This is a genomic window from uncultured Roseobacter sp., from assembly GCF_947499265.1.
GTDB lineage: Bacteria > Pseudomonadota > Alphaproteobacteria > Rhodobacterales > Rhodobacteraceae > Roseobacter.
Window position 1 is genome coordinate 30,700 of the sequence record NZ_CANMNK010000011.1, and the last position, 26,796, is coordinate 57,495.

Genomic DNA, 26,796 nt, shown 5'->3' on the forward strand with positions numbered 1-26,796 from the left:
ACTCTGCACCTGCTGTCGTCAAATCGCAAACGGCTGCTACGTCAGATCCAGCAATTTCAGGCGCTGGATTTTGCCTGACGGGCCCTTCGGCAACTCAGGCAGAAAGTGGATTTTGTCAGGCGCCTTGAACGCGCCAAGTTTTTCGACGCAAATCCCCACCAGGCGTTCACCTGTCAGCCCGGACCCCTCCCTGACACGCACGGCCGCTTCAACCCTTTCCCCATAGGTCTTGCAGGGCCGGGCAAAGGCAGCAGCCTCGATCACATCACGATGCGAATACAGCGCCTCGTCGATCTCGCGCGGGGCGATGTTTTCACCCCCCTTGATGATCAATTCCTTCAGCCGTCCGGTCACAAACAGGTAGCCGTCTTCATCCTTGCAGCCCAGATCGCCAGTGCGCAGCCAATCGCCCGCAAAGGTGCCTTCGGTGGCCTCGGGGTTCTTGAGATATTCCAGCATCACGTTCGGCCCCCGCACGGCGATCTCGCCTTCGGTGCCGATTGGACACGGGCGCAAGTCGGCATCAAGGATTTCAACCTCATTGCCATAGGTGATGCCGGGCGATCCGATTTTTCGCACCCCCGGCGGCAAGGGGTTGGACAGGATTTGCGCCGCCGTTTCGGTCAATCCCATGGTCTCGACAATGGGGACCGCAAATCGCGTCTCAAACGCGCGCTGGACATCCGGCGCCAGCGCCGACGAGGCTGACCGACCAAACCGCAACCGCGCCTTGGTTTGCACATCCGGGTCCGCCTGCCCATGCAGCAAATGCGAAATGATGGTCGGGACAACGGAAAACCAGGTGGCCTGCGTGTCGCGCAGCTGGGTCCAGAACTGACTGGCCGAAAACTTCGGCGCCATTGCAACCGACCCACCAGAGACCAGCGGCGCCATCATCGTTACGCACAGGCCGTTGATATGACACATCGGCAGCACACAAAGCGCGCGGTCCGAGGGGGTGAGGTCATGGGCGATCGCCGTGGTCCACCCACCTGCCAGCAGGCTCGATTGGGTATGCACAACACCTTTGGGGCGGCCCGTGGTGCCGGAGGTATACATCAGCAACGCATGATCTGCAGGGGTGACGTCATGCAATTCAATCCCCGCGACCTCGTTCGGCATTTCAAGGCGTGCCAACCCGTCAGACCGTGCTTCGGCAAAAACATCCGCCACGTTGTCGTGCACCAATGCAAGGGACGCTTCGCAATGGGTCAAGGCATAGGAAATTGCGTCCCTGCCCGCTGCCAGGTTGATCAGCGTCGCGCGGAAGCCGCCATAAACCGCGCCGAAAAACGCCAGCACACCTTCGCGGCCATTCGGCTGGAGGATCGCAACGCTATCGCCCTTTGCCGCCCCCCGCACCGTCAGGGAAAATGCAATCCGCCGTGCTTCATCGCGCAGGTCCCCCCATGTCAGCGGCGGCGTGCCATCCGTAAAGACGTAGGCCATGCCCTCCGCTTCAGCGCGGGCATCGATCCAGTCCCGCACGGTACCTGACGGCGGGCTTTCTCTGCGCAGTTTCATTTTCCCGCAGCCTGCCAATATGTCGCAAAGATATCCTCCACCTTGGGCTCCACCGGTGGGATTTCGCGGATGATCTTGGTGGTTTGCAGAAAGTGTTTCCAATGCACGTTGTCATCGATGGAATTCCCGCCCCAGGAACCGCAGCCCATGGAGAGCGAAAAAGGCATGCCATTGTTGAAAGCGCCGCCGGTGGCAAAGCAATGCGCCTGGTTGACGATCACCCGGCAGGTCGGGATCGCATTACCCAGAGCAATCGCGCGATCAGGATCGGTCGAATGCAATCCAACCGAATGCCCGGCCCCTTGATACGCCAGGATTTGCGACGCAATTTGTGCCGCATCGTCGAAATCCTGTGCCCGGTAAAGCGCGGCAACCCGGGAGAGTTTCTCGCCCGAGAGGGGGTGATCCGGCCCGATGCCGCTGGTCTCCACGGCCAGAAATTCGGTATCGGCAGGAACCGTGCCTTCCAGTCCCAGAGCGTCGATCATCTTGTCCGCGTCCTGCGCGATCACCGCTCGATTAAGATGCCCGTCAGGCCAGAGCTTGGCCACAATCGCGGCCTCATCCGTGACCAGCGCGCCCCCGGTGCGGGCCAGCGCCGCCACGAACGCATCATAGACCGCATCGACCACCACAAGGGCGTTTTCGGACGAACAGGATGTCGCGTTGTCGAAGGTCTTGGAGGCTGTAATCTTCTGCGCGGCAGCATCCAGATCGCAGGTTTCATCCACGATGACGGTGACGTTGCCCGCCCCCACGGCCAGCGCTGGCGTGCCCGACGTATAGGCGCGCCTGACGTTATTCTGCGATCCGGTCACGACGATCAGATCACTGATTTCCAACAGGCGCTGGGTCTTCTCCTTGCTGCCGGTGCCGGGCACCATCTGCACCAGGTCGTGGGTCTCGCCGATCTTGTCAAACTCGGCATGGATGAATTGCAGCAGGGTTTCGCAGGATGGCACCCCCTTGGGCGAGGGCGACAACACAATCGCATTGCCGCATTTCAGAGCGTTGATGATGTTATTCGCTGGCGTCGCCGCCGGATTGGTCGAAGGGACAACAGCGCCGATCACCCCCATGGGCCGGGCGATCTCGGTGATCCCCGTCTGCGCATCATCGCGGATGATCCCAAAGGTTTTGACCGCCGCAATGTCGCGCATCAGACCCAGGGTCTTGCGATGATTTTTCGTAATCTTGTCTGGCACATTCCCAAGCCCGGTCGTTTTCACTGCCAGCTCGGCCAGATGCCTGTTGCGCGAGGGCTCCATAATGGCCCAGGCGGCGGCTTGCGCCGCCCGGTCATAGCGGTCCTGCGATCCGTTTTTCTCATACTCCGCCTGCGCAACACGCGCGCGAGAGAGGATGAGATTAACCTCTGACAGATCGTTTGACACGTTCATTATGGAAGTCCTTTGTGATGTTGAGGCCCCACGCTAATCGAGCGTGGGGCGTTGTGGTCAGAGCCCGGCGAGCAACTCTTTCAGGGTTTCTTCCCGCGCGGCCCACATCGCCAGAACCTCGTCCCGCGTCATGATGTGCATCGGCGATCCACCCGCTTTCATCTTTCCGGCAACCCGGCTGTTTTCAAACATGGTTGGCACGGTTTCCGCCAGCTTGTCGATGATGCCCTGCGGTGTACCCTTGGGCACCATGACGCCCCGGAAGTTGACCGAAGAGTTATCCACATCAAGGCCGCTTTCCATCATGGTCGGCACGTCCGGCAGGAACTCGTTACGCTCCAGATCGGCCACGGCAAGGATTTTGACATTCCCCGCCTCGCGCGCCCGGAAGGCGTCCGACAGGTTGTTGATCCCGGCCATCACCTCACCCGCAATCACCGCTTTCATGGCCGCAGCACCGCCGCCTTTGGTCGGGATATACGCCAGCTTCATGCCGCCCGCTTTCTCCATCTGCAGCGCGGCAATATGGTGCCCGACAAAGAGCCCCGCCCCCGAGGTGGTCAGTTTGCCGGGGTTGGCCGTGGCGAAATCGACCACATCCTGCAGCGTGTTGAAGTCACTGTCTTTGCCGACGACCAGCACGGCGGGATCGGCGCCCCAGTTTGCAATGGGTTCAAAGGAGTCCGCGCTGTATTCCACACCGCCCTTGATCGACTGGGCGATGAAATGCGGGATGTTGTAGGCCCCCAGCGTGTAACCGTCTGCCTCGGCCTGGGACGCCAGCCAGTTCCACCCGACGCGCCCGCCGGCACCCGGTTTGTTCAGAATAGCAATCGGCATGCCAAGCGCATCTTCGTTGCCGGCGGTCATCGTCACGATACGCGCCTGAAAATCGGTCGCCCCACCCGCGCCATAGCTGACCATCATCATGATCGGGCGTTCGGGGTAATTGGCATGACCATCAGCGCTGGCTGTTGTGGTCAGGCCCATCAGTGCCATGGCGGCACCTGCGAGTAGTTTTTTCATGTTTCTTCCTCCCTAGGATTACTCTGCCGCTATTTGCGGTTCAGAACATGATCTCTCGCGGTGTGAAAACCTTCAGCAAAAGCGCGAAGAGACCGTACATAACGGCGATGAAGCACGCCGTGATGATGATGCGTTTGAGCCATGATTGCAGCGCGCGATGCGGCGCAGGATCGTAGAGGCTCAACAGAACGAAAAAGGCGATTGTGGTGGCGGTATAGAACCCAAGCCCCTTGGCCATCCAGAAGATGTAGACCATTGCCACCACCAGACCTGGCGCAAGATTGGTCATTTGCGCCACCGAGATGCCGTTGCCCACCTTTGTCCAGCCCATGCAGGCCTTGAAAAAGGTCCAGGCCGCCAGCACCACAAAGACCGTCGCAATCAGCCGCGGAAACAGGAACGCCTCGGAGGGCTGTTGCGTGTAGCTGACGTAGGTCACCCAGATCCCCACCGCCGCGACGGTCCCGGAGCCGATGATGTGCTGCAGGCGGGGCAGGGTCAGATCGCTCATGCCATGATCTCCTCTTTGGAGGTGTAGCGGCGCGAGCGCAGTTCCAAGTAGCCGGAATACAGGATCGACGCGATGACCACCGCAATCAGGAAAATGTTCAAACCACCACCCAGGAAGTAGGGGGCCATACCGTCGGTGGCGTTAGCGATCATGCTGCCCTGGATGAAGTTGGATTCCGCGATAGGCCCCAGGATCAGGCCCAAAACCAGAGGGGCCGCAGAAAATCCGAACCGTTCAAGGAAATACATCATCACCCCAAGGCTCGCCATGACATAGACATCGCCCATGCTGGATTGCACCGAATAGCTGCCAAAAACCGCAAGACCGAGCACTACCGCCGCCATGACGCTTTGCGGCACCATGGCGATCCGAGCGGCCAACCCCGCCACATAGAGCCCGAAGATGCACATCAGGATTTGGCCGATCAGCATGGAATTGATGAAGGTCCAGGCCACATCCGGGTGGTTGTCGAACAGATCCGTGCCAGGAAAAATCCCGTGGATCAGCAAACCCCCCAGCAAAACCGCCGCCGTTGGTGAGCCGGGGATGGAGAGCGTCAGCAACGGCACAAGCGACGGGCCGACCATGGCGTTATTCGCCGATTCCGCAGCCACCAGACCTTCGGGATGGCCGGTGCCGAATTTATCGCGTTGAGGGCTGAACTTCTTGGATTGATCATAGGCGACAAGCCCGGCGATCTGCCCGCCGACGCCCGGAATGAGACCGATAATAGACCCCGTGACCGTGCCGATCCCCATTGCGCGGTTGTTGCGAAAGAGCTCGCGTATAGCGCCGCCGATAGGGTGCTTTTCAACCTTGATGACCTCTGCCGCGTCGTTGCGACGACCCCGCGCGAACATGGTGATCACCTGCGGGATCGCGAACAATCCGATCAGGGCCGCGATGATGTTGATGCCACCGCCCAGAGAGGGATGAAAGATGAACCGCTGCGCCCCCATGATATCGTCAAACCCGATGGTCGCCAACCACAGACCAATGCACCCCGACAGCAGCCCTTTGACGACCGATCTGGAATCCAGCGATCCGATCACCGTCACTCCCAGGATGGCCAGCCAGAACAGATGGCTCGGACCAAAGGCCAGCGCCCATTGCGCGAGCACGGGTGTCAGGAAAATCAGTAACAACACCCCGAAAATGCCCCCCACGGCAGAAGACAGAAACGATAGCTGCAGGGCTTTTGCACCCTGCCCTTTCTGCGCCATCGTATGCCCGTCGAGAGTGGTTGCAATATTGGCGGGCGCACCGGGGATCTTGAGCAAGATCGCTGAAACCGCCCCGCCCGCCACGGTCGAGGTATAAGCAGCGCCCAGCAGGATCAGCCCTTGCGCCGCCTCAAGCTGGAAGGTGAAGGGAATGAGCAGCGCTACGGCCATTGTTGGCGACAGGCCCGGCGTGGCCCCCAGGATCAGCCCGCCGATGGTCCCCACCAGCAGCAGGGCAAAGCTCACCGGCGTGAACACATCGCCAAAATAAAAGATGAACTCCACGCGCCTCTCCCCCGGCCTGAATTCATTTGACGTTTTAGGGTAAAGAATGAAAATAGTATTGCAAATGTTTTCATTTTTTTCATCCGGATGCCCCGTAAATGTCTGATAATAATAAATTTAAAGTCGATATTTTCGCCGTTGCAAAGGCGGCAAAAGTATCGATCACCACGGTCTCCCGGAGCTTCAATCATCCGGAAAAAGTCAAACCGACGACTCGAAAAAAGATTGACCGGGCGGTGCGCAAACTTGGCTATATCCGCAATCGCGCAGCACAGACCATGCACGGCATTCGCAGTGGGACCATCGGCTTGATTGTCCCGACGATTGACCACGCGATCTTCTCAGAATTGGTGGAGGCCTTTGCGCGGTCTGTGGAGGATCACGGCTTTTCCATGCTTGTGGCGCCGCATGGCTATGATCTGGAAAAGGAATACGCGGCGGTGCGTAAATTTCTGGAGCACCGTGTCGATGGCGTCGCGCTTATCGGCCAGGATCACTCGGAGGAAACCTACCATTTGCTGGAAAGCAGCCAGACCCCGGCAATTTCAATCTGGAGCTATGATGCGACCTCGCGGTTTTCCTGTGTCGGCGCGGATAACATCAAGGCAGGCGAGTTGGCCGCGCAATGCCTGCTGGATCACGGCCATCACGCGATCGGGCTGATGTTCCCGCCATTGACCGACAACGACCGGGCCGCGGGGCGCCACGCCGGGGTGTATGCCAAGCTGCAATCAGCGGGCATCGATCCACCAAAAAACTGGGTGGTGGAGAGCACCTACAGCCTTTCCGAGGCCAAGAAACGCGCGGCACGTATCCTTGACAGTCAGAACAGACCAACCGCACTTTTATGTGGTAACGATGTGCTCGCCGTTGGTGCGATTTATGCCGCACAAAGCGTTGGTTTGCGGGTGCCGGAGGACGTCTCGGTCATTGGCATTGGTGACTTCAAGGGATCGGAAGACATGCATCCAGCGCTAACCACCGTAAGGCTACCGGCAAAGGAAATCGGGCATTTGGCAGGTCAAGAACTCGCCAGTTCCGTCATTGAAGGCGGAGAGGAGAAACGCCGGGTGAACTGCTCCATCAGCTTGAAGCTGCGCGAGAGCTGCGGGCGGTTGGTGCGCAGCGACGACACAGAGGTTAATACCCCTTCGGAAAGGACCCGGAACACATGACCTTGGACATATATTTGGCCTACTTGGCCGTGGTGGCGATCTTTTTTGCGACCCCGCCGGGGCCAAGTCAGGTTCTGATGATTTCAAACAGCCTGCGACACGGCTGGAAGAGAAGTACTGCCACCATTGCCGGCGATTTGACGGCGAACTCTCTGCAAATGATGGCGGCTGGTTTCGGCCTCGCCGTGCTCATTTCCAATTCTGCCACGACAATGAATGTCATCAAATGGCTGGGCGTCGCATATTTGGTCTACATCGGAATCAAAACGCTGCGCGCCGCGCCACTGTCACTCGAACGGGACGGCACAAGCAGAACCTCCGCCCGACGCCTGTTCTTTCAGGGGTTTGCAACCTCAGCATCCAATCCAAAGGCGGTTTTGTTCTTTGCCGCCCTCTTCCCGCAATTCATTGATCCATTGCTGCCGATTTGGCCGCAGCTTTTGATTTTGGGCAGCACCTACCTGATCATAGACGGCGTTCTACTGGTGGTTTGGGGTGCCGGTGCTGAACGGGCGCTCGGCAAGCTGCGTCAGAATGCCAGACTGCTCAATCGCATCTCCGGCGGCATGATGATCGGCGCTGCAGGATTGCTTGCAACAAAGAACATGGATGTTCACTGAGCTTCGCAGAAGCGCCACGGGCACGCGCAAAGCCCAAAGCTCTGCCCCGGGGCCTGCGACATTTCATGGCAAAATCTCAACCTGACGGAGCGCTGAGGGTATGGTTAGGTATTGGCAAACGACGGAGCCCGAAGAATGTCCTCATCAATCAGGCTGCTTGTCCGCGCGGATGATGCAGGATCCAGTTGGGCCTCCAACGAGGGGTGCCTGCGGGCTTGCAAAGAAGGCATCGCCCGTAGTGTCGAGGTAATGATGCCCGGCGCCTGGGTCGCGCATGCCGCCCAACTGTTCAACCAGCACCGGGACATCGACATTGGCATCCACCTCACGCTGACCAGCGAGTGGGACAAGGTGAAATGGAGACCGCTCACGCAAGCCAACAGCCTTGTAGATCAGAGCGGCAATTTCCTTCCCCTGCTTCTTCCAAGACCTGATGACGATCGTCCCTGCTTGCTGGAAAGCGCATGGCTATTCGACGAGATCGTTGATGAATTCAGGGCGCAAATCGAATTGGGTCTCAAACTGTTCCCGCAGGCAACGCACATCAGCTCACATATGCTAAGCCATTTTTCTGATTTTGACCCAAGGGTCGGCGAAATGGTGGCGGATCTCTGCAAAGACTACGGACTTATCAATGATCCACTCGGGCGCGGCCTCACCCGGATCAAAGGGTATCCCGATTTTCCTCGTGACACCAAACTCCGCACCACTGCCTTCATCAAGCAATTGAAAGCGCTTTCGCCAGGAACATACATCTTCATTGATCATCCCGCAGTCGACACCGCCGAGCTCGCGGCCACTGGGCATCGCGGTTACGAGGACGTTCATGAAGACAGGGTGACATGCCTTGAGACACTGACCGACCCGGAGCTAAAGCGGCAAATTGATCAGATGGACATCAAACTGATTGATTATAAAGATCTATAGAAGAAGGAGCCGACGATTGGCACAAATCGGTAAGGCTCAACCGACTATTCTGATTAGAGGTTGATTGGTGCGCCAAAGCGGCGAAACCTCGAACACCCCTGACGAACTCTTCGAAACTCTCTCAGAATGGGAAGCACAGCTAAAACATATTGATATACTTGGGTTTTCTGATGGTCCGGAGGTTGGGCCATGACGGAATTCAAGGATATTGCAACGCAGGATACACTCCGTCTGACGCCGGAAATGCTGGCTGCAACGCAGCAAGCTGCACTGCAAAAGAAGACGACACCACCACCCTTTTCGATCCGATTTACGTTTGAAGAGCGGGCAAGGCTTAAGAAGGCTGCAGCAGGAATGCCTCTTGGGGCGTACATCCGCCAGAAGCTATTTGAAGGAGAACTCACACAGCGCCGCACAAGAGGCAAAAATCCGGTCAAGGATCATACAGAACTGGCACGCGTTTTGGGTGCGCTTGGCGCGTCGCGTCTCTCCAGCAATCTCAACCAAATCGCAAAAGCTGCACATTTGGGCGCATTGCCGGTGACGCCCGAACTCGAAGAAGAGCTCGGACAGGCCTGCCGCGATATTCGCAACATGCGCACTGATCTGATGAAAGCGCTCGGATTTCCGGATGCGGAGGGGCCATCATGATATTGAAAGGCTCTCAACGTGGTGGTGCCATGCAACTGGCGCGTCATCTGCTGAATGCCGAAGAGAATGAGCATGTCGAGGTCTTTGAGCTGCGTGGCTTCGCTTCGGACAAGTCGCTCTCAAACGCCCTGCAAGAGGTTGTCGCGATCTCAAAAGGTACGCGTTGCCAGCAAATGCTATTCTCGCTCAGTCTCAATCCGCCCATCGGCGAGAGTGTCCCAATCGCAGACTTCGAATCCGCCATAGAACAGGTGGAACACAAGCTCGGTCTTCAGGATCAAGCGCGAGCCATTGTCTTTCATGAGAAAGAGGGTCGCCGTCATGCCCACGTCGTCTGGTCGCGGATCGATGTGGAAGAGATGAAAGCGATCAACCTGCCGCACTTCAAAATGAAACTGAAGGATATCTCGAAGGACCTATTCCTTGAACATGGCTGGACACTGCCGGAAGGTTTTCGGGACAAATCGGCGCGCGATCCCATGACCTTCAGCCGGGAAGAATGGCAACAAGCCAAACGGGCAAAACAGGACCCTAAAGAACTGAAAGCGATGTTCCAGGAGTGCTGGGCGCGGTCGGACAACCGCGCATCGTTCCAGAAAGCGCTGGAAGAGCGAGGGTTCTATCTGGCCAAGGGGGATCGGCGCGGGTTTGTCGCGATGGACTATCGCGGCGAGGTCTATGCTCTGTCCCGCTGGAGCGGTCAAAAGACGAAAGACCTTCAGGCCAAGCTCGGCGATCCCAAATCGCTTGTCAGCGTCGAGCAGACCAAGACCCTGATCTCACAGCGCATGACCGGCTTGATCCAGCGGTATATCGGCGATGCCGAGACAGCGCTTCAAGCAAAGGAGAACACAGTCGCCCTTAAGAAAGCCCAGATCAAGGAACGCCATTGTGCTGCGCGCGAAGGCTTGATCAAACAACAAGCCGAACGCTGGGCAGAAGAGACAAAAGAGCGGGCAAGCCGTTTCCGCAGTGGTTTTGGTGGAATCTGGGATTGGCTCACCGGTAAGTCTCGCCAAATCAGTAAGGAAAACGAAAAAGAGGCCTTTGAAGCCATCAAGCGCGATGATCAGGAACGGGAAAAGCAACGCCAAGAGCAGTTGGACGAGCGCCGCTCGCTGCAAGAACAACTCGAAAGCCTAAAAGAAAAGCATGCCGCAGAAATGGCTGCGCTGCGCGAGGATATCGCCTCTTATCTCGATCTTGGGAGTGATCATGATCAACCCCAAGACGATCAGCAAGATATAGACCTGTCTTCAGAGCGGGATCAGAACGCTGCCAATCAGGATCATCAGCGCGACAGAGACTTCGAAATCTGAATAAGAAAGAAGGGCGCGATGTGCGCCCTTCGATCATTTGGCCTGTGTCTCGGCATTATCGAGCGGTTGGCGCAAGACAATCCGACTGCCGATGGGTAGCGTCTCCAGTTGCAGGGTATAGCCTGCCCCGTCCTTATGCTGCCATGCGGCTCCGACCTTGCTCCAGTAGGATTTCTCGCCCTTCTCGGATACATGCCAGGCCAGAAAGTCGGGCGCGTTTGCAGGCTGCTGGTTGGTAGTGGTTTCGGTTTTGTGTGCCATGATCTTATCTCCTTTGGTTGGGTTAGCGTTTCATGCCGTTCCCAAAAGAGCGGACGAATAAGGACGTCGGTCAGGTTCAACACGGTCTGGCGCAGTCACAGGCAAAGCAAGATGGTGCGGGCAGGACATTGACGGGCGTCTGCGTGCGCTCAGGAACAAGGCAGTCGATCAAGAAACGCCACACCCGATCAAAGCGGGATGTCAGAACACGCCAGAAACGAGACGATCCAATAATCAGAAGCTAAATGCCTCCGAGTTTGCTGAGCTCCGGTCCCCGAGACCTTTCTAAAGACAATCCGTCATTCGCACAGAGCAAGAAGGATCAAAAACAAGGGGCAGGCCCTTCTCCACATGCGTTCCGCCCGCAAGCGGTGTTTTGTCTTCTACCGCAGTGCCTCTGCCGTTGCCGGAAAGGCCCGGATGGTCCGGGTCTACTGGCAAGTACGGAGGCCAATATGTCCCTGAAATTTAATCTTCGCGCTCTTGAAGGCATGTCTGACGAGGCTTTGAAAGCGCTACGCAGCGAGTTTCTTGACGCGCTTGCATCTGATAACCACTTAGACGTAGAGCGCTTTGACCTTCTACAGGCCCTCAACCGGATCGAGATGATTCTGCGTCGGCGCAACATACCGAGCACACAAACTGGCCCGTATCCGTCGATTTGAGGTCCAGAAACCCTGCTAGTCTTCGACGACCTCGAACGGCCATGAATAATGCGTGTATAGGAATGGCTTCCCGCCTTCACGATTTGTCTCTTTGGCATAAATCCGAAACCGCGTGCCAACCGGGAAGTCTTTCCGCATTTTTCTTGAGCACTCAACATCCCAGTCTTCAGGATATGGTTGGCCCGCAATTGGACGCGCGTGGATACGCGTTGACTTTCCTGGCTTCAAGCCAGAATAGGTTTCAATAATCACTTGTTTGTATGAACCCCAAGGGTTGGCCATTATTCCATCCTGCCTCCGATGTGAAAATTTAGCGCGTCCGCGCAGGCTCAAACGTCACGCGCAGCGAATGACCGAGGGCGCGCGCATAATCCTGAATGGTAGACAGGCGCGGCGATACATCGGAGTTCAGACTCTCAAGCCGCGAGATGTTGCTGCGCTTGGTGCCAAGTTTCTCAGCCATTTGTTCTTGCGTCACCCCCGCCGCTTTGCGCATGGCGATCATTTGCCGCTTCATCTCAAAGGAAGGGACAAGCTGGTCATAGGCCTCTTTGACAGCCGGGTCTTTCAGCGCCTTGGCGCGCATGTCTTTCAGTGTCGGTCTCTTAGTCATTGTCCTGTATCTCCTTCATTCGTTTGCGTGCCGTCTCCATCTGTCGCTTCGGCAAAGTGTTGTTCTTCTTGATCGCGCTGAGCAGAATGACGATCTCCTGACCTTTCACCGTGCAAAAGATCGACCTTGCGATACCTTCCTGCCCCTTGGCGCGGATTTCAAAAAGTCCTTTGCCGAGCGGCGCAGTATGCGGGCGGCCAAGATCGGGGCCAAATTCCTCAATCAGCTCGGTGATCCGGAGGAAGTTTGCCAGAATGCCCGGCGGCAGCGCCAACGTCTCCTTCTCAACCTTCTCACTGTAAAACGTGATCGTCCAACTCATCACTCATGTTATCAAATATGATACCCTTCTGTCAATTCAAGAGATGAAGCGTCCGCCAGAGGCGGACGCAAATTTTACTATATTTAGAAAAGGCTTAGCTGCGCACCGCTCCAGCCCTTCGCCTTGGCTCCCTCTTCCAGCCATGCTGTGACAAACGCGACCGCGCCGCCATGTGCGGCGACAGTGCCAATGGGCAGGAAGTTCGAGCGATAGCCTGTCTCAGTAACAGGAAGAGCAAGCTTAACCTCGGTGCGTAGCTCGATGTGTTCGGCCTCCCCGAATTTCTGCGGCGTGAACGTGATCTCGATCTCGACCCCGCGCCACGTGATGTTGTGCTGTTCCATGTTGATGCCCTCCTGAGGGGGAGCCGCCGCTTACGCGGCAACTCCTTCTGCTTGGGATTCATCTGCCTCGACAACCGGCTGCAGACCGTGCAGGAAATCCGCCGCGCGCTGCGCATGCGCGGCAGCCGCAAAGATTGCGCGCTTGTCGTCTCTCAGCACCTTCAGCCAGCTTTGAATATAGGCGGCATGATCTTCGCCCGGCTCCGGCGTCAGGGACAGATCAGCACATAGAAACGCCGCGCCCAGCTCTGCAACCAGCTCCTCGCGGGCATAGCCTTCATCGCCCCACGTCTTACGCCCGAAATCCCGATCCAGTCGGTTCTTATGTTTTGTCCAGTGGGTCAGCTCATGGGCTAGGGTTGCATAGTAGGCCTCGGGGCTACGGAAGCTCTCAAAGACCGGCATCTGCACATGATCTGTGCCTCCTGAATAATGCGCGCTGTTCCCACCGTGACGGATATCGGCACCAGTTGCGGAGAAGAAAGCGTCTGCGTGTTCGTAGCGCTCCGACGGATCAATCACCGGCTCGGGCTTGGTGTAGTAATGCTCAGGCAGTCCCTCGATTTGCTCGACGTTGAAGACGGAGTATCCCTTCATGAAGGGAATTTTCCGCTCCTCTTCCTCGCCGTTATCCTGCTCTTCTGTCTTGGTGATGGTGTTGGAATAGACGACCAGATTGCCTTTTTCGCCCTTGCGCACATGTGCGCCGAGTTCCTTCGCCTGCCTGAAGGTCATCCAGTACGGGGAGAGATATCCCGCCTCTGTCGCAGCACCCCACAGCATCAACACATTGATCCCGTTATAGGGCAGCCCGTTATGACGCAGCGGCCTGACAATTCGCCCGACCGTGTTTCCGGCGCTCCATGGCTTCAGCCATGTGAGCTCCCCTTTCTCCAGATCGGCAATAATCTTGTCAGTCACTTTTTGATAAACATCTTGTTTCATTGGTCTTTTCCTTTCCCTTGTCTAGTCGGTTGCGCATGCAACCGGACTAGGTCCGCGCCAATGAGCGGGGGGAGATCGTCACAGACCGTCTCCGGCGGAGGGGGATCGCCCGGCCTGCACGAACGAAGAGAAATGAAGAGAGGAAGGTTGGGGAGACCGCCGGAGACGCCCAAGGCCAAAGCCGGGGGTTTGGTCTTGACGACGAAGGGGCTGCAGGCCCCCAAACAAAGAAGAAGAACGTCAGCCCCTCAGGGCTGACCTAAGTCGCGCAAGGGATGGAAGCCGCAGGGCCGAGACCGTCTGCGGGCTCGGTTTACGACAGCCTGACCCGCAAGGGTGCGCCCAAACTCTCTCGAAGTTAATGGACGCCAAAGTCACTAATTGCTATGGTTTGAAAATGAAAAAGATTTTTGATGTCATACAGTTAAGCGCCTCCGATCTTGTTGGTCACTTAAATTGCAATCATCTCACGGAACTCGATCTGAACGTCGTTTCCGGCACGCTTCAAAAGCCCAAAGTTTGGGACCCATTGCTGGAGATACTACGTGAGCGCGGACATCGTCACGAACAGGAATTCGTGCAGCATTTATCCGATCAGGGCCTCTCCAGTATAACAATCGATGGCAAGGACATCACCGATGACGCCGTCACCCAAACCAATGATGCGATGGCACAAGGCGCGGATGTGATCATCCAGGCTGCGCTACGTCACAATCGCTGGTCAGGCCGCGCGGACATCCTTCGCCGTGTCGAAAAGCCCAGTGATCTAGGGGGCTGGTCCTATGAGATCATTGACACCAAGCTCGCCCGCGAGACCAAGGCGGGTTCCGTTCTTCAGCTATGCCTCTACGCCGATCTTCTTGATCAGGCGCAGGGTATTGCCCCTGAATTTATCTATGTCGTTGCGCCGTGGTCGAACTTTGAACCGCAACAATTCCGATATGTTGACTATGCAGCCTATTTTCGGAAGGTAAAATCGGCCATCGAGGAGGCGACGTTGGAGGACGCGCCTCCTGCGCATTATCCCGAACCAAAAGAGCATTGCGATATCTGTCGATGGCGCGAACGCTGCGTAGCCAAGCGCCGCGAAGACGATCATCTTTGCCTTGTGGCCAATATCAGCAAAAACCAGACAACAGAGCTTCAAGAGAACGGTATAACCACCGCCACTGCCCTCGCTGCGATGGCCTTACCCCTACCGTGGAAACCCCAGCGCGGATCGGCTCAGTCATTTGAGAAAATTCGAGAGCAAGCGCGCATCCAAATCGAGTCCCGGAATGCTGGCGAGCTCAAATTCGAACTTCTGCCCGTCGCCCCGGAAACAGGACTCTGCATCCTCCCCGAGCCGTCCGAAGGCGATATCTTCTTTGATATCGAGAGCGATGCATTTGTCGGTGAACACGGCATCGAATATCTGTTCGGCTACACATACCGCGACGCGGACGGGAACTGGGACTATACGGCTGACTGGGCTTTTGACCGAGACGGGGAGAAGGCCATCTTCGAGCGTTTCGTTGATTTCGTCGTCGAACGACGCAAGACCTATCCCGACCTCCATATCTATCATTTTGCGCCCTACGAGACCGCTGTGCTCAAGCGCTTGATGGGGCGCTATGCCAGCCGTGAGAATGAAATCGATAATTTCTTGCGCGCAGAACTCTTCGTCGATCTGCTTTCTGTTGTTCGCAATGCTACGCGTGCAGGCGTAGAAAGCTACTCCATCAAGAAGCTGGAACCGATCTATGGCTTCGAAAGATCAACGGAGCTTTCCGATGCCAACCTTGCCCTCAAGAGTTTGCAAGCCGGATTGGAGCTCGGCGATATCGAGTCCATCAGCGATGACGATAAAGCCACGGTGCAAGGCTATAATCTCGATGACTGCGCCTCCACCGCCGCCCTCCAAAACTGGCTTGAAGGACAACGACAAGGCCTGATCGATCAGGGCATCGAGGTGCCACGCCCTCCGCTGAAAGACGATCAGGAACAAGAAGAACTCAGCGAGCGCCAGCTTGCCATACTCGACCTCATCGAGCGCCTAACGAAAGATGTCCCTGTCGATATCGAAGCGCGCACGGACGAAGAGCAGGCGCGATGGCTGCTGGCTTATCTTCTGGAATGGCATTGGCGCGAAGAAAAATCGACGTGGTGGGAATTCTTCCGCCTGAGAGAACTCACCGCAGAAGAGCTCTTGGATGAGCGCCCAGCGCTCGCTTTCCTGACCTATGTTGAGACTGTCGATCACACCAAGACAGGGATCCCGACAGATCGGTATCAGTTTGTGCAGCAGGACACCGACTTGCGCGGCGGAGAAAAGCTTCGGTCCGCTGGGGGTGAGCCATTCGGTAGCATTGTCGAGATCAATGCCGATGCGCGAACGGTAGACATCAAGAAATCGAAGAAGACGGCAGAGCTGCATCCTGACGCTGTCTACGCCTTCGATAACTTTCCCGGGAAAGAACAAGCCAATGCGATCTTTCGGATTGCAGAATATGTGGCCGATCACGGCATTGAGGGAGAAGGCCCGTATCTCGCAGCCCGCGCGCTGCTCCTAAGAGAACGCCCCCGCATTGGCGGTCAGCCAATTAGGCAGGACAACGAAGACACGCTCACAGCGGCACTGCGCATAGCGGATGCCATTGATGGCGGCGTACTGCCGATCCAAGGGCCGCCCGGAACGGGCAAGACATTTATAGGCGCTCGGATGATCTGCCGCCTTGTTGAACGCGGCCTCAAGGTCGGGATCACTGCGAATTCTCACAAGGTCATTCGCAACCTCATCGACGGCGTGGTGAAGGCATCGCATGAAATGGGCGTTAACCTGACCTGCCTTCAAAAGCTCTCGGAGAATGCTGATGATGAGGACAGGCTGGTCTTCACCAAGGACAACGCCGAAGTCTTTGGCTCGTTTAGCTCTGGAGCTTGTCAGGTTGCGGGCGGAACAAGCTTTTTGTGGGCGCGAGCAGATGCGCAGGACACACTGGATGTTTTGGTTGTCGATGAAGCCGCACAGATGTCGCTCGCCAATGTGGTCGCGGTTTCTCAAGCCGCGCGAACGCTGATCCTGCTCGGTGATCCTCAGCAACTCGATCAGCCAAGCCAAGGCTCACATCCCGATGGAACGGACGCCTCATCTCTTCAGCATATCCTTGGCGATGATCACACAATCAGCGCAGATCGCGGGTTGTTCCTCGAACAGACCTGGCGTCTGCACCCTGACATTTGCGCCTTCAATTCAGAACTCTTCTATGACGACAAGCTGCGCTCCAAAACAGACTGTGCGCGGCAAAAGATCGTCTCAGAAGGGACGATCAAGGGAAGCGGACTGCGCTACTTGTCTGTGCCACAAACTGGCAATAAGAGCTTCTCCATCGAGGAGGCAGAAGTCACTGCACAGCTCGTCAGTGACATCCTGTCCAGTAGCCCGAGCTGGACTGATCGCGATGGAGAGCCCCATGAACTCACCCTCGACGACATTCTCATCATCACGCCCTACAATGCGCAGGTATTTGAGATTCAGCAGCGTTTGCCGCAAGCACGGGTCGGAACCGTGGACAAATTCCAAGGGCAAGAGGCACCGATAGCCATATATTCAATGGCCACATCAAGTCATGCTGACGCACCGCGTGGCATGGAGTTTCTGTACAGTGCTAATCGCTTCAACGTTGCAATTTCGCGCGCTCAATGCGCAGCAATCCTGATCGCATCGCCGGACATTTTCGAGGCAGAGTGCAAGACCCCGAGACAAATGCAGCTTGCAAATGCATTTTGCCGATACTTAGAGATGTACGAAAAACTTGAGAGTTAACCTACGCGAGAATATGGGTAGGCGTTCTTTATATAGGTATTTAGAAAACGGCCCTTTGATGGTTCTGCCATCAGCTGCTCGTACATATTCTCGGGCACATTGAAATATTGGTAAATCGAACTGTTGAGAAATTCTACTTCAAGGGTTTCCGTTCCTGGATCATATCCAATAGAAGCAATGTTGGAGGAAGCGACTGAATATCTTTCCATGAATAATGTCCTTTCTAATCTTCTTGTGACTCGTCCGTAACACCCTCGCGCTCGATGTTGACGGTTTGGGCGACAGCGCGCGGTTTTTGCGCTCTCCACGACGCCACCACTCGGTCATAGCCCTCATTTCTCCTTGGCAATGACCAAGCCTGAACAACCTTTGGATCACTGCTTCGAGGCCTGTGTTCTTCGGCGGGCAGCGTAATCCGGCAACGCATTGGCAGCTTTGCCGCCTCGCCCATGACTATCGCTTCACCCGTCCGCAAAACTGGCAAGACTTCGAGAAGACCAACAAGTCCATCCGGAAGCGTTCCTTGCACACGCTGCCGGTCGTTCGGATTTGACAATCTCAAGGTAAAGTAAGTACCGCACTGTGAGAGAACGGTCTCATCTACTTCTGAGGGGCGTTGGCTAATCACCATTGAGCCAACTCCGTATTTACGGCCTTCTTTGGCGATTTTCCGGACAGTCTCAAGCGCCAGATTGTCCTTTTCGGAGGCGAGATAGCGGTGCGCTTCTTCTAGGACAACAAGCAGTGGCCGCGCTATGCCACCTTCCGACTTTTCGCGGCTCCAGAAAAGGGATTCGTAAATGATCTTAAGTATGGAACCTACCAACCGCTCCACTACTATGCTTGGTACGCCGGACAGGTCCAAAACGGTGATTGGGTTCGATCCGCCGATCCAACCTGCGAGTAGTGCATCAAGATCAGCCTGAACAGAACCATCCAGGTCGGGTTCCCAGGGCCCGGGATGCAATAGAAAGTCGTATCGTCTATCCAAGAGGCGAGACCGAAGGAGATTTAGTTGACGTCGAATGCCATGGGCTTGCGCATTCAAAAATGGCCCTTGTGCGCCCATTGCATGAGGAAGATAGGTAGGAGCGGTCAGTGTCGCGGCGTTGCCCGGATTTTGCTGCGTTGGTTGATCTCGATTTGGACCTTGAAAGGTTGTAATCTCAAAATCGATTAAGTCATACCACAACTGTTTCAGACTGAATGGAAGCGGAGTGTCGACCGTGATGGAAGCTTCTTCAACGCCCGGGAAGCCGGCAAGTTGATGGCTTGCAACTTTCAACGAGAAAATCTTGTCTGTGAATGCCATTTCGCGAGCGCCATCGACGCCGCCGGTCAAGAAATCCAATAACTCCCCAGTATCGAGTGCCCAATAGGGAATACATAGTCGCTCCTGATCCGGGTTGGGATCGACGGAGAAGACTGTCGCAATGTCACCAAATGCAGCAGCATACTCACCGTGGATATCGAGCATGAGTATTCGTGAACTTGGATAGCTACCGTCGTCGCCGGTGCCAGCAGCTATCGAGCGAAGCAGGCTCGCTACCGTCGTCGATTTGCCCGCCCCTGTGGAGCCCAAGACTGCGGAGTGTCTTGTAATTAATTCGTTGAGATCGATCATTGCCGGAATACTTTCGGCACTTGAAAGTGATCCGATCACTACTTTGCCGAACGTGTTTGATCCATAAATGCGGCCCAGATTGGTCTCAGTGACTATGTGCACCGTATCACCGATATTGGGATACTGACTCACGCCTCGCTCGAAGACACCGCCAACTGCTTCCCCTACGAGTTGGACCTGCATCCAGCGACCGGTGTCTCCATCAATGCTTGCGGCAATGTCCGGGGCAGCCTTGGCTCCGACTTCGGAGACCACGCCGAACAAATCCTGGTAACCTTGCGGGATGCGAACAAAACTGCCTACCTGCCCAATCTTGTAGGTACGCCCTTCAATAATGGATAAACCAGACGCAACTGATTGCGCAAGATGCACACTTACAGCTGATCCGGATACGGAAGCCACAGTGCCTAGGAAGGTGGGATCATTGCTCAGCACCAGCATCTCCTTCGACGTCGGCATCAGTGGAAGCTGGGACGTCGTAATCTTCTTGCGAAACGTCCGGTTCCTTAGCCATCGTGCCAAATTCCGAGGCTTGGGAAAGACCTAGGAAGCGCGCAAACTTCGCGAAGTCGCCAAGCAAAAAGGCTCCAGCGGCCCCCGCCGTACCCGATTGCCAGAATGTTCGACGTATCGAAACCCACTCCTCGGAGGGAGGCTGACCAGGCTGCCACTTTCCTGGAACGCCATGGATTACAGCGCCGTCCCTTGTATAAACGCTCAGGTTTGGTCGCCTTAGTGCAACTTTGCATGCAGGGCTTGCAGTATCGATATCTCCGAACTGAAAGGCAATCACTGCTGTGTGCGTGTTTGCTGCAAGGGCTTCGTCGATGACGGAAGTGATATGGGCGTCAAAGAATGAAAAGCCGGAGCAAAGCAGAAGGCTGTCTGGTGTCGTCAAGAATGCTCGCAGCCTCTCGAATAGAGAGGAGAACGGCTGGCGTGCAATTTGGTCGTATTTTAGGTGATCTGGATAAATGAGCTCGGTCGCGTCACGGCTGCCGGTGCGAACGATAGCATCATCTTGTATGTCCCAACCGAGCGATCCGTGAATCTTCCACACCCGTGACCAGCGTGCAGGCAGTTCACCGTCACGAATGCTAGTGGGGTCAAAAAAAGGCCTGTGAGCACCGGTAAAACCATCAAAATACGGCAACTTCGAGCGCTCGAAGGCCTCTTCAAGAAGTAGATCGTAGTTTGGTGTGAAAATCTCGATGGGATGATCCCTGTTTGTACCACCAATCCAAGAGACAAGCTCCGTGAAGGGGTTCGCTTCGTCTGGCAGTCCGGCGGCTACGATACCCCCAATTTTCTCGCAAATTTTCTGAGCAAGCGTCTCGTAGCCAGGGCCGTCAAGCCCATGAATTTGAGCAGCTCCAATCGCCTGTGAAAGCCTACGAACACGCGTAAGGATCGTTTCGATGTTCGGGTTTTCTCCTAGTTCTGGCAAAAGTAGGTCAACCACAGCACGATCAGCTGCCTCCAGGTCATTTACCACCGCTTTGGTCAGACGGGCCACATCTGGAATTAGTGGATCGCCTTCCTCATCCAGCTTCCCCTGATTATTGACGCGGATCGAAACGGGACAACCAGCACCAAGGAAAAGTCCGATGCGCTTTTTTCCTTGAGAGAGGATTTGCCGGAGATCGACCATGTACCGATCTGGATTATGAATCGTACTCTGGCTCAATTTCTTCCTCCTATGAGTTTGGACAGCCTCGAACCAATTGCAACACAGAAAAGAGACACTTCAGAAACACCATCGATGCAATAGTGCATACCTGCGATTCGCCCGGCTCAATTCTGGTAAATGCATTCTCATACAGTTTTCGCCCGCCTCGGTTTGTTGTAGTTTTCACTATCCTAGCAGGCACACCTTTTAGTTGCATCGACAAACAAAATGATTTTCGACTTATCCACAGAGCAAGTTGCATTTGAGGCCGTGAAGGGCGAGTGTTCTAGCACTCAGGTGGCCGCGGTTACAAGGGGCGGACTGCCCCTTGGTCTTGATGAAGTCGTCTCCATGACATGGGGTGCAGGGGAGAGCGAAGTCTCCCTTTCGAGCTGGGTGTCAGGGGCGGCGATAGGCCCCTGGGAGTGATCCATCTTCGGCAAGATGGCGGTATCCAAACCGCGCAGGGATGGTCAGGGATGCAAGGGGCACGAAGGCCCCTGCTCGATGGGATGGCTCCAAGGCAAGGGTAGCGTGAATGCTCCCTTTCTGGTCTCCATGAAATGGTCAGGATTTCACAAGGGCAGGAACGCCCTTTGATCGATGGGTGCAGGGAGAGCGAAGTCTCCCGCGAGTGGTTGATCGGCGATACGATCTAATGGCTATGGTTGGGCTTGATGCCCAGGAAAAGCCAATGCCGGAGGGATGCAACGGGGACGCGCAGCGGGTCCCCTTGCCAAGATGTGTTGTAGTACAACACACATCTTGCGCGTCGCGTTATTGTGATGATTGCTGCTTGAACAGGCCTAAAAGGATAAAGTTCGAACAGGGCAGATTTTCCTTATCCCGCACTGCAAAATTTTTTCGACAAATTTGCCGATGCGATGCTAGCGTTTAACAAGAAGATTCCGAGACGGCATGATGCCGGAAATTCTTGAGGCTTTACGTAGGGTGGGCCAATGTTTTTAGAAAGGCAATTTAACTACGCGTGCGGAGCCGCAGTCTTTCTATTGCTAGCTGTATCACCGCTCAGTGCCCACGCAGATACGACACAAGTTCAGCAGGCGCTGTCTGACATCGGCTGTTATGACGGGCCGATAGATGGTCAAGCAACGTTGAAACTGAAGACTGCCATCCGCTGCTTTCAGAAGGCGGAAGGACTCACGCCGAACGGTAAGCTGTCGTCTGATGCGGAAGCAAGGTTGATGAGCCTCGCGGGAAGCGGCGCAGTGGTTGAAAAAGAACCGAGATATACTCCAGAAGCCATTCGCGGAAGTGATCTGGAAGCATTGACATCTCCAACGGTTAACGGCGTCCCCGTCGTAGAACCACCAAAACCAAAGCCCGCAGACTGCGTTGCATTCCTAGCGTGGCAAGAATCGTATCGTGCTGAGCATACCGGGACGCCCGATTACGAAATTCAGATTGAGCGGTTTCACCGTTTGCGCGGAGAGGTACAGCCTTTCATCGGTCTGTTCAAACAGCCTAACTACGCTGTTATTGAGAGCCTCATTCAGTCCACGATCCCGTCGTTCCAAGATCGGCTGGTGATTATCAAAGCATGCCTAGAAAACGAACTGGGCGACATGCCCGAAGAACTTACTGAGCAGCGAGCGCTCCTTGATTTCCTCCGTCAACGGAACGCAGAGGCTAATGGTCGTCAAGGAACGCACAGCCTGATGTTCATGTCGGCATTGGACGCCATTAGTCGCGCGGAAGATGAGGCACCCGCTCTCATGCAAGAGTTGCAGAATGCTGATCCCGAAACAATTGGTGATATAGAGTTGGGACGCCTTTCACACCGTTACGAGTCTTTTGAAAACGCGCTTTGGCCGCTTGCCGTGCAGGACCATAAGGCTGCGCTTATACAACTGCGCAAAGCGGTCACAGAACGGAAAATACGAGCTGTAGAAGAGCAAAGGCAGGAAGAGCTTAGGAGGAAAGAACAGGAGAGACTTGATGCAGAACTGGCTGAACTCAAACGCCAGAAAGACGAATATTTGTATTGTCTGCGAAATGTCGATCCAGACGAACCAAACCTTCCTCCAGACCTAGAGATCGCACTTGAGACGCCAGGCGTAGGAAGCGCTTTTGCATCCTTGTCGAGGTGCGCAAACGCTGCAGAGAGGCGTCCAGGCGATCCCCTGATCAAGCTAGCTATGGGGAGGCTAAGCCTCGTCCTCTCCGACTTTGAAGAGGCTGACGTATTCTTCGAACAAGCAGTGCAGTTGGGAAGTGTGTCCTCACTGGCATATCTGGGCGATCTTGAACAGGACGTTGAAGCTGCATTAGCACTTTACGAACGTGCGGAAAATCAAGGATTCGAGCCAGCCAGAGAAGCCGTGCTGTTCATGAAAGATCACATAAAGCAGCTGAGGATAATAGAGGCTGAGGAACTCGCGGTCGCAAAGCAACTAGTTGAGGTATGTGATGGGTACGCAGCGCATCCTGATGACAACTCTCGCCCAGCACATGTCGTCGGAGTTCCCGACGATGAACTGCAATTTGAGGATGCGTTAGAGGCTTGCATTGCGGCTCTAGATGCAGCACCTGATCTAGCACGCACATCCTTCCAGCTTGGTCGAGTTTTGAGCTTTATCGAAGGCTTTGAAGAGGATGCAGAGCTTCAATTGGAAGCAGCGCACGCAGCAGGTTACGCACCAGCAGCGTATTATTTGTCTGAACTCAAAGACAAGCGGACAGAGCACGAGCTTCTCAAGATGTCAGCAGCTGCCGGATTTCCGCCCGCAACCAAGCGCTTGAGCGAGGGTGTATTTTACCCCGATACGCCTGATCTCTCGCATATTTTCGTCAATCCATCGAACCTGCCGATTGTGCCAATCTCAGAAGGTCATTTGAGAAAGACAAGTTTCTCGGTTGATAGCTGTACTAACGAGATTTTTGTGCAGGTGCGGGAAAACAAGCTGTTTGAGACTGAGATGAATACCTTTGTCATGACGATGGCAAGCATCGTTTGCATGTTGGACGCGACCAAATGCAATGTATGGGATCGTATTAACGATACGATCAGAAACGACGCGCGCGCTATTTGCCGTCGTGAAGATACTGAATTCAAAAAAGACTACCCCGAGTGTCTGCAACCGTATTGGCATGTGCAAAACGCCGAAGTCATTCCTCAAACACCGGACTTTGCTTTGAAAATCATGCGCTTCTATCATTCTTTGGCTGAGGATTTTGATGAAAGAGGCAAGACCTTTGATGCAACCGTCGGCGACGTTACCGACTTGGCGGCCATACTTTATTTCGAGGACATAGGGCTCGATCTTTACAGCATCTCGTCCGCAGATTTGGGCGATGACTTCATGCTGAAGGAATCGACCGAACCTGAGTTACTAGCACTTGTCCGCGACTTAAAGCGTGAAGGAAAATACGAGATTGCGATGAATATGGTCTCTCCGGATTTGGTGTGTGCTGATGATTTTTAGTCGTTCTTTCTGCCAAAAGGAATTTGTGCAATGAAACCATTTTTGGTCATAGCCTTAGCTTTTCTGATTTGGTTGCCGGGGCCGGAGGGCTTTGACGGAGGTGAGGCGCTTGCCCAATCCTCCTTGAATAACTTCCGGAACAATCAGATCTATCGGGATACGTTGCGCAGTCAGGAACGCGCCCGGCAAATTCAGCGAGAACGCCAACGTGCTGACGAACAGAGAAGACGTGACGAGGCCAAACGGCAACAACGGCTGCAGAGGGATAATGCCCGCAAACTTCGTGAAGCGGCGCGACTTCGTCAGAGAGAAGCGCTCGAAAAGATAAAAAGAGATGAAGCAAAACGCCTCCAGCAGCAGCAAGCTATCCGCGCAAGGCAAGAACGGGAAAAAAGAAAAAAGAGCCAAAACAAAATTGCCCTACGAACAATAGCCTTCTCGCGCGCGCTGATGCGGCAGCGCCTAGCGGCGCTTCCCAAGCCGACCGCGAACAATCAAGCTGCCCGTAACGTTGTTGTCGCCAAACCGTTCAAGCCAAGACCCAAGCGAGAGACGGTAGCATCACTGCGCCCTCCATGTTCATTTCACGGCGATACGCTTGTGCTCACCGATGTCGGTATGATTCCAATCCGCGACATCCGCGTCGGCGAACACCGCGTCTGGTCAAGGGACGAATATACAGGCGAAACAGGCTGGAAAGACGTCCTTGCGCATTACTCCAATGAGTATGATGAAACGGTTTATGTCAGCATCTTCGACCCTGACACGGGTCAGACGCAGACCATTGTCAGTAACCGCGTTCATCCCTTTTTTGGGCGCGTACCTGACGAGATATCCACGCCTCTGCTTGTCGGTCAAGCCACTAGTCCTGAGTATGCCTTAGATGGGGCTTGGATCAAGGCCGCCGACCTACCCTCTGGCACATTGCTTCTATCGAGCGACGAGACTTGGGATGAGGTTGTGGCTGTTTCGGTTCAGGGAGAGAACCTTGCAGCGTTCAATTTGACAGTTGATAAGTTTCATACGTTCTATGTTTCGGGCGGAGCAAACCATAGGTCAATATGGGTTCACAACGATTGTTGGGATCAATTGCCCGAAGATTTCAAAAAGCAAATCAGAGCGTTTACCTCACATGGTCACCAAACTTACAAAGGGAATAATGGAAAAATAGTTTACGCAAGTCACGACCGCCGCCGATTTTATGAGCTAGCCAAACATCCTCCGACAATAAAGAAAGGTGATTGGATTAGCGATGCGGCTAGTGAAATGAATTGGGAAAGAACTGGCAAAAAATTTAGAGGCGAAGAAATTTTCAGAGCGAAGAAAAACGTGTACTATAGTTACGATTCAGATGGTCATAAAGGTGGGGTATGGAAACGTGCTAAATCTCCCGAACACTTCGGTAAGGACGATCGCGATGGTACCTACGATGCCGACCTGAATTGGAAAGCAGATTGAATGAAAGTAATTATTACAAAATATATTGAACAAGACTTCAACTATGCTGGAGTCGAAAATGAGCACCCAAGATGGGGTAGTTGGAGCGAGCTGTCAGAGTACTACCAGATTAATGGAGATGATTTTGGAAGGTATTTGGAAGTCGAGAGTCGTTATAAGCTGGTCGTTTTGTCGATAATTAATAGCTTAAAAATCAGCTGCTTTACAATTTGCAAGATGCTTTCGAACAAGCCTGATCGTTTTCTTGACCATCATATAGCGCTGGTCCGAGATACTGCGCGCAGAATTAAAAGGCTCAATCCATGTGCGGGTGATCAGGTTGGAATTGCTGAACTGTGTCTTCTACTCGAAGCGGATTTGCGTGGTGTTTTAAGCTTTGAATGCAACGCTTTAGAAGAAGAAAAAAGTGGGTTTTACTTACGCCCAGGTGACGATTTTTATCTTAGGTGCGGCGCACAGGCTGACTTTGATTGGGATAACGCTGGTCTCTTTGTGGGAAAAGAGGAGATCGTTCATAGTCTCTAAAACGAATCTGTGAGAGCCATAACATGAGAATATACTCTAAGCGCGATGCATGTGCTGGTGATTGTTTGGTGGTGTTAATTGGGGGCTTTGTAGCATAGAAAAAAACTACAAAGCCCGAACTATACTTGGCTTACTAGTCCGCGTCGCGGTTTGCTCATAGACATTGAGTTACTGTCCGATGATCTTAAGAAGACATTCGACTTCTCGCATATCAGTACGCTTCATTTTCAAATGACGGACGAGCCTGAAATCAACGCCTGTGCCCGCTGGGAAGAAGCCTCCTCAACGTATTATGCCGAATTCACCCTCGGGATGATCGTGTGGCTGGACGGTGTTGCAGCGACGCTGGCGTCGCATATTGTCCGTGATTTTGAGCCAGCGTCGTATCTGCCGTTGCACCTTTGAGTGAAGATTGCTCTCCGTCGGAAGTTGGTATGAAATAGGTAAAGAGGCTTACC

The 26,796-nt window shown here is 54.7% G+C and carries 24 protein-coding genes; 11 read left to right on the plus strand and 13 right to left on the minus strand.

What is annotated here, in order from left to right; genetic code table 11:
- Window positions 1–36: 36 nt before the first annotated feature.
- Genes Q1A63_RS23225 through Q1A63_RS23245 form a run of 5 tightly spaced genes read right to left on the minus strand, consistent with a single transcriptional unit; the run spans window position 37 to window position 5,969 of the window.
- Window positions 37–1,524, minus strand: coding sequence for an AMP-binding protein (locus Q1A63_RS23225; RefSeq protein WP_298976848.1), 1,488 nt, complete (start codon window positions 1,522–1,524; stop codon window positions 37–39).
- Window positions 1,521–2,924, minus strand: a complete 1,404-nt coding sequence (locus Q1A63_RS23230) for an aldehyde dehydrogenase family protein (RefSeq protein ID WP_299632586.1) — start codon at window positions 2,922–2,924, stop codon at window positions 1,521–1,523. The genes Q1A63_RS23225 and Q1A63_RS23230 overlap by 4 nt, the downstream gene beginning before the upstream one ends.
- A 57-nt stretch (window positions 2,925–2,981) precedes the next feature.
- Window positions 2,982–3,950 (minus strand): tripartite tricarboxylate transporter substrate binding protein, encoded by a 969-nt coding sequence (locus tag Q1A63_RS23235; protein ID WP_298976850.1) that lies wholly within the window; start codon window positions 3,948–3,950, stop codon window positions 2,982–2,984.
- Between the two features lie 40 nt (window positions 3,951–3,990).
- Window positions 3,991–4,461, minus strand: coding sequence for a tripartite tricarboxylate transporter TctB family protein (locus tag Q1A63_RS23240; protein WP_298976852.1), 471 nt, complete (start codon window positions 4,459–4,461; stop codon window positions 3,991–3,993).
- Window positions 4,458–5,969 carry a tripartite tricarboxylate transporter permease gene (locus Q1A63_RS23245; RefSeq protein ID WP_298976854.1) on the minus strand — a complete coding sequence of 504 codons (1,512 nt, stop codon included), beginning with the start codon at window positions 5,967–5,969 and terminating at the stop codon, window positions 4,458–4,460. The genes Q1A63_RS23240 and Q1A63_RS23245 overlap by 4 nt, the downstream gene beginning before the upstream one ends.
- Window positions 5,970–6,067: 98 nt before the next feature.
- On the opposite strand from Q1A63_RS23245, the gene Q1A63_RS23250 reads away from it, so the two are divergent.
- The 5 genes from Q1A63_RS23250 (at window position 6,068) to Q1A63_RS23270 (ending at window position 10,661) form a co-directional block, all read left to right on the plus strand.
- Complete coding sequence (locus Q1A63_RS23250; protein ID WP_298976855.1) at window positions 6,068–7,144, plus strand: LacI family DNA-binding transcriptional regulator; 1,077 nt, start codon at window positions 6,068–6,070, stop codon at window positions 7,142–7,144.
- Complete coding sequence (locus tag Q1A63_RS23255; protein WP_298976856.1) at window positions 7,141–7,764, plus strand: LysE family transporter; 624 nt, start codon at window positions 7,141–7,143, stop codon at window positions 7,762–7,764. The genes Q1A63_RS23250 and Q1A63_RS23255 overlap by 4 nt, the downstream gene beginning before the upstream one ends.
- 135 nt (window positions 7,765–7,899) lie before the next feature.
- Window positions 7,900–8,691 carry a ChbG/HpnK family deacetylase gene (locus Q1A63_RS23260; RefSeq protein ID WP_298976858.1) on the plus strand — a complete coding sequence of 264 codons (792 nt, stop codon included), beginning with the start codon at window positions 7,900–7,902 and terminating at the stop codon, window positions 8,689–8,691.
- Window positions 8,692–8,880: 189 nt separating this feature from the next.
- Window positions 8,881–9,342: a hypothetical protein gene (locus tag Q1A63_RS23265; RefSeq protein WP_299632588.1), complete on the plus strand. Its 462-nt coding sequence runs from the start codon at window positions 8,881–8,883 to the stop codon at window positions 9,340–9,342.
- A complete protein-coding gene (locus Q1A63_RS23270) occupies window positions 9,339–10,661 on the plus strand; it encodes a relaxase/mobilization nuclease domain-containing protein (RefSeq protein ID WP_299632589.1) in 1,323 nt (440 codons plus the stop codon). The genes Q1A63_RS23265 and Q1A63_RS23270 overlap by 4 nt, the downstream gene beginning before the upstream one ends.
- 33 nt (window positions 10,662–10,694) lie before the next feature.
- Here Q1A63_RS23270 and Q1A63_RS23275 read toward each other — a convergent pair whose 3' ends face one another.
- Window positions 10,695–10,922, minus strand: coding sequence for a hypothetical protein (locus tag Q1A63_RS23275; RefSeq protein WP_299632590.1), 228 nt, complete (start codon window positions 10,920–10,922; stop codon window positions 10,695–10,697).
- Between the two features lie 455 nt (window positions 10,923–11,377).
- Here Q1A63_RS23275 and Q1A63_RS23280 point away from each other — a divergent pair, with 455 nt between their 5' ends.
- A complete protein-coding gene (locus tag Q1A63_RS23280; RefSeq protein ID WP_299632591.1) occupies window positions 11,378–11,587 on the plus strand; it encodes a hypothetical protein in 210 nt (69 codons plus the stop codon).
- A gap of 310 nt (window positions 11,588–11,897) precedes the next feature.
- Here Q1A63_RS23280 and Q1A63_RS23285 read toward each other — a convergent pair whose 3' ends face one another.
- The 4 genes from Q1A63_RS23285 to Q1A63_RS23300 all read right to left on the minus strand — a co-directional run bounded on the left by Q1A63_RS23285 (window position 11,898) and on the right by Q1A63_RS23300 (window position 13,811).
- On the minus strand, window positions 11,898–12,200 hold the full coding sequence (locus Q1A63_RS23285; protein ID WP_299632592.1) for a helix-turn-helix transcriptional regulator: 303 nt from the start codon (window positions 12,198–12,200) through the stop codon (window positions 11,898–11,900).
- Complete coding sequence (locus Q1A63_RS23290; protein ID WP_299632593.1) at window positions 12,193–12,522, minus strand: type II toxin-antitoxin system RelE/ParE family toxin; 330 nt, start codon at window positions 12,520–12,522, stop codon at window positions 12,193–12,195. Before Q1A63_RS23290 ends, Q1A63_RS23285 begins: the two co-directional genes overlap by 8 nt.
- A gap of 83 nt (window positions 12,523–12,605) precedes the next feature.
- Entirely contained in the window at window positions 12,606–12,866 is a 261-nt protein-coding gene (locus Q1A63_RS23295; protein WP_299632594.1) for a hypothetical protein, read from the minus strand.
- Between the two features lie 30 nt (window positions 12,867–12,896).
- Window positions 12,897–13,811, minus strand: coding sequence for a zincin-like metallopeptidase domain-containing protein (locus Q1A63_RS23300; RefSeq protein ID WP_299632595.1), 915 nt, complete (start codon window positions 13,809–13,811; stop codon window positions 12,897–12,899).
- Between the two features lie 397 nt (window positions 13,812–14,208).
- On the opposite strand from Q1A63_RS23300, the gene Q1A63_RS23305 reads away from it, so the two are divergent.
- The gene (locus tag Q1A63_RS23305) at window positions 14,209–17,616 is read left to right on the plus strand and encodes a TM0106 family RecB-like putative nuclease (RefSeq protein ID WP_299632596.1); all 3,408 of its coding nucleotides are present in this window, start codon (window positions 14,209–14,211) and stop codon (window positions 17,614–17,616) included.
- Here Q1A63_RS23305 and Q1A63_RS23310 read toward each other — a convergent pair.
- The 3 genes from Q1A63_RS23310 to Q1A63_RS23320 are packed head-to-tail and all read right to left on the minus strand — an operon-like array spanning window position 17,613 to window position 20,891.
- The gene (locus Q1A63_RS23310) at window positions 17,613–17,825 is read right to left on the minus strand and encodes a KTSC domain-containing protein (RefSeq protein ID WP_216014497.1); all 213 of its coding nucleotides are present in this window, start codon (window positions 17,823–17,825) and stop codon (window positions 17,613–17,615) included. The genes Q1A63_RS23305 and Q1A63_RS23310 overlap by 4 nt on opposite strands.
- A 14-nt stretch (window positions 17,826–17,839) precedes the next feature.
- On the minus strand, window positions 17,840–19,699 hold the full coding sequence (locus Q1A63_RS23315) for an ATP-binding protein (protein ID WP_299632597.1): 1,860 nt from the start codon (window positions 19,697–19,699) through the stop codon (window positions 17,840–17,842).
- A complete protein-coding gene (locus Q1A63_RS23320) occupies window positions 19,662–20,891 on the minus strand; it encodes an SIR2 family protein (RefSeq protein ID WP_299632598.1) in 1,230 nt (409 codons plus the stop codon). Before Q1A63_RS23320 ends, Q1A63_RS23315 begins: the two co-directional genes overlap by 38 nt.
- A 977-nt stretch (window positions 20,892–21,868) precedes the next feature.
- Between Q1A63_RS23320 and Q1A63_RS23325 the strand changes: the two genes are divergently transcribed.
- The 4 genes from Q1A63_RS23325 (at window position 21,869) to Q1A63_RS23340 (ending at window position 26,743) form a co-directional block, all read left to right on the plus strand.
- Window positions 21,869–24,355: a peptidoglycan-binding domain-containing protein gene (locus tag Q1A63_RS23325; protein ID WP_299632599.1), complete on the plus strand. Its 2,487-nt coding sequence runs from the start codon at window positions 21,869–21,871 to the stop codon at window positions 24,353–24,355.
- Window positions 24,356–24,385: 30 nt separating this feature from the next.
- Window positions 24,386–25,813 carry a polymorphic toxin-type HINT domain-containing protein gene (locus Q1A63_RS23330; protein ID WP_299632600.1) on the plus strand — a complete coding sequence of 476 codons (1,428 nt, stop codon included), beginning with the start codon at window positions 24,386–24,388 and terminating at the stop codon, window positions 25,811–25,813.
- A complete protein-coding gene (locus Q1A63_RS23335; protein WP_299632601.1) occupies window positions 25,814–26,338 on the plus strand; it encodes a hypothetical protein in 525 nt (174 codons plus the stop codon).
- Between the two features lie 231 nt (window positions 26,339–26,569).
- The gene (locus Q1A63_RS23340; protein ID WP_299632602.1) at window positions 26,570–26,743 is read left to right on the plus strand and encodes a hypothetical protein; all 174 of its coding nucleotides are present in this window, start codon (window positions 26,570–26,572) and stop codon (window positions 26,741–26,743) included.
- Window positions 26,744–26,796 lie beyond the last annotated feature (53 nt).